The organism is Falsigemmobacter intermedius, from assembly GCF_004054105.1.
In the GTDB taxonomy this organism is placed as follows: Bacteria; Pseudomonadota; Alphaproteobacteria; order Rhodobacterales; family Rhodobacteraceae; genus Wagnerdoeblera; species Wagnerdoeblera intermedia.
The window spans coordinates 493-3,738 of sequence record NZ_SBLC01000096.1; the positions used below are offsets into that span (position 1 = coordinate 493).

A 3,246-nucleotide genomic window follows, 5' to 3' on the forward strand; every position below is an offset into this window, starting at 1 on the left:
TTCACCGCGGTGCACGGCTCCGCTGCCCGCCAGCTGTGGCGCGCGGTGGCAGCTCATGCACTGGCCGATGCTGCTGGTGAAGTCGCCCGCGCCAAGCCGGGACGCCGGGAGGCCGTGACGCTGGCCCAGCTGGGCTACTTCCGCCGCGCTGACTGGCACGAGGTCTGCAACCTCGCAGGCGTGGTCCCGAGCATTGACCGCATCGAGGCGTTTCTCCGCAGCGATCTGATCGGGATCAGCCGCTCGAAGATCTACCGCAACCTCGGACTGGTCATGGACCGGAGCCCTGCTCTGGAGGACGCATGAGCGACCCGGTCAACCACCCGCCGCATTACCGCTCTCACCCCTCGGGCGTCGAGTGCATCCAGATCACCGAGTACATGAACTACTGCCTCGGGAACGCGGTCAAATACATCTGGCGCGCAGATCTGAAGAACGACGCCATCGAGGATCTGGAGAAAGCCGCTTGGTACATCCAACGCGATATCGCCCGCAGGAAAGGGGCCACCGCATGAGCGACACCGTCACCATCCACAACGGCTACTGCAGCTACCACGGCCCGGCAGAAAAGGCCCCTGCATGGGCACCTAACGTGCTGAAGTCTGACGTGGCAGGTGAACTTCGGCGAGAGAAATTCCAGCACGGAGGCAAGGCCGCCAATACTCGTTACTCGACTCCCAGTGATACACAACCTAGCGGCCGTGACCCCGTGCACGATAACTTAGATACCACGAAAACTGCCAAACGCGTGAGTCATATTTTTTCTGCCCCGCTGACCAGCTTCGAGGACACCACCCATGCATGGGAGGAAGGCTATCGGGCAGGGCGGGCGGAAGGCTGTGGTCAAAAGATCCAGCAAAAGTTGCAGCGGTTTGCCGAGTGTGCCGATGATGGTGAAGACGTCGATATCGGCCGGGAATGGCTGGACGTTCTGAGCACGCTCGGGTTCCTGGTACGATCTCAGCGCAGCCCCGCGCGATGGGTGATGACGGAAATAGGTGAACGCACCCTGTCTGCCGGCCCCATGGGAAAGGAGATCTGGTGATGATCACCATCTACACCGCCCCCAACTGCCAGCCCTGCCGCCTGACCAAGCGCGAATTTGACCGGGCAGGGGTGAGCGTAAATGAAACCCCGCTGGCTGACGTGCCGGCCGAGCAGATCGACGCATGGAAAGCGCAGGGCCTGACCTCTGCCCCCATCGTCATTGCAGGCCACCTGATCTGGTCCGGCATGCGCCCTGACATGATCAAGCGCGCAATCGAGGGGATGTGAGCATGATCTGGCGCACAGCGAGAGTGATGGCTGCCGATCTCGCTCCCGTGGTGATTGGCGTGGTAATTGGCTTTTCAACCGCATTTCTCGCGGGTTGGCTGCTGAGCGTGCTCCCGTTCATCGGGCTGGTCTTCTCGGCGGGCGCGCTCTTGGTGGGAGTTCTGCTCATTGGCTGGATCTCCAACGCCTATGAACGGGCTAAAAAATCGGAGCAGGGCCACTAAGGCCCGCCCATAAAAACACCATCAGGACAGTGAGACATGAGCAAAGCAGCCAAGCGCCGCGCAAAGAAGGCAATCACCCTGCCGGGCGGCATGACCGCTCCGAACCGAGCGACCGGCCGTGACCGGCGCCATACCAACCAGCGTGAGGAAGATCCTCGCATGACCGTAGCCAAAGCCCGCCTGCGACATGCGAAGGCCAACCCGGCCCAGCTTCGCGCTGCGGCTGAGGATCGGAGCTACTCGGATCAGGCAAGCCGCTGCATCAGGCTGCTGGCAGTTAATGCGGAGCAGGCCGCACAGATGCAGCACGTCGTGGATGAATACCGCCTCGCACGCCGCGCCTATCGCCACGCCATCGGCCTGAGCGACAGCCCGAAGAATGCGGCCATCGCGATTATCCCGGAGGAGCTGGTGGTGCCTGCCAACCCCGCCGAGGATATCCCGCCGATGGATGATCGCACCCCGGAGCAGCGCGAGCGAGGCGCAACCCGCCGCTGGATGATCTGGCAGGGCCGCATTGGTCTGGTCTCAGCGCATGACCGCGCCCTGATCGCGGGCGGCATACAGGGCGAGCTGCAGCTGATCGATGAGGACGGGTTCACCACCACCAAAGGCCGGGCTTTCACCGAAGCACTGCGCCACTGGGTCGATGTGATCGAAGCACGCAGAGGCTGAATACGTCGTGTCACAAAAACATCACATGTCTCCATGATGCTAATTAAGATCTCAGAAATCTTTAACGAAAGGTTAAAAAATAGGCCATCTATTACCCACCCCGTGTGGGTTTTAGGGAGAATAACAACTATGACTCGTCGCGCTGTTTCTGCGATTTCTATCCTTGCTGGCATCGGCTTTGGAACTTCGGCTCTTGCCGGAGGTCCGACTGTAGTTGTGCAAGAACCTGCCGTTTATGCACCCGTAGCAGTCGTTTCCGACAGCAATTGGACTGGGGGCTATGTCGGCCTGTCCTTCGGGCAACATGATGCTTCCCTCTCGGCGGGCCCTGTCTCCGTGTCGGCGGACGATACAGGTCTTGGCGTGTTCGCTGGCTACAACCACGACTTCGGGCAGTACGTTCTGGGTGGTGAGCTGAGCTTTGACCGCGCAAAGGAAGAAGGTGTCAAAGTTGACCTGACCCGTTTGAAAGGTCGCTTTGGCTATGACGCTGGACAGTGGATGCCCTACGCTATGCTGGGTGTCGCACGCGTTAAAGGAAGCGACGGCATCGATAGCTATAGCAAGTCGGGCATGACGTTTGGCATTGGTGCTGATTTTGCAATCAGCCGTAACTTCGTGCTTGGTGCCGAACTTAGCCGTTCAAGCTTCGGTAGCGTTGCGAATGTTGCAGGGACAGACGTCGATCTTGATATCGATACCATCCAACTGCGTGCTTCCTGGAAGTTTTGATTCTGCGGGCGGAATAGACATACGCCAGTCCGCACGGCTCGCTTTGTAAGTGCTTCTTTATAAATACAACGATTGACAATTCAGTTGATTGTGGCAAGCTGGATAAAATTCGTGCGACAGAAGCGCCCAAGGGAAACCTCGGGCGCTTTTGCATTTTTAGCAGCTTCAGGAACTTCATCTCTTGCCGCCTATTAATCTCCAGTTGCCCTGCAGGGCTCAGAAGAGGAGTTGGTCGTGCCCCATAAAGAGAAGCTTCACCAGAATTTAGCTACTCAGAGTGTTGATTGCCGCTTAGAACTGACCCATTTGGGGCGATAATTTCCATTGAGATTTGACCCAT

Annotated in this window: 7 protein-coding genes; all 7 read left to right on the top strand. The window is 58.7% G+C overall.

From position 1 onward, the window contains the following. Positions 1-306, top strand: a 306-nt coding sequence (locus EP867_RS19055) for a hypothetical protein (RefSeq protein ID WP_206616392.1), incomplete at its 5' end; no start/stop codon positions are given. Further along, the gene (locus EP867_RS19060) at positions 303-515 is read left to right on the top strand and encodes a DUF3310 domain-containing protein (protein ID WP_128491018.1); all 213 of its coding nucleotides are present in this window, start codon (positions 303-305) and stop codon (positions 513-515) included. The genes EP867_RS19055 and EP867_RS19060, both read left to right, overlap by 4 nt. Next, positions 512-1,045: a hypothetical protein gene (locus EP867_RS19065; RefSeq protein ID WP_128491019.1), complete on the top strand. Its 534-nt coding sequence runs from the start codon at positions 512-514 to the stop codon at positions 1,043-1,045. Before EP867_RS19060 ends, EP867_RS19065 begins: the two co-directional genes overlap by 4 nt. After that, entirely contained in the window at positions 1,045-1,275 is a 231-nt protein-coding gene (locus EP867_RS19070; protein ID WP_128491020.1) for a thioredoxin domain-containing protein, read from the top strand. Before EP867_RS19065 ends, EP867_RS19070 begins: the two co-directional genes overlap by 1 nt. Before the next feature lie 2 nt (positions 1,276-1,277). Next, the gene (locus EP867_RS19075; protein WP_128491021.1) at positions 1,278-1,499 is read left to right on the top strand and encodes a hypothetical protein; all 222 of its coding nucleotides are present in this window, start codon (positions 1,278-1,280) and stop codon (positions 1,497-1,499) included. A gap of 36 nt (positions 1,500-1,535) precedes the next feature. Beyond that, the gene (locus tag EP867_RS19080) at positions 1,536-2,174 is read left to right on the top strand and encodes a hypothetical protein (protein ID WP_128491022.1); all 639 of its coding nucleotides are present in this window, start codon (positions 1,536-1,538) and stop codon (positions 2,172-2,174) included. A 129-nt stretch (positions 2,175-2,303) separates the two neighbouring features. Beyond that, positions 2,304-2,906, top strand: coding sequence for an outer membrane protein (locus tag EP867_RS19085; protein ID WP_164888966.1), 603 nt, complete (start codon positions 2,304-2,306; stop codon positions 2,904-2,906). The last annotated feature ends 340 nt before the right edge of the window (positions 2,907-3,246 follow it).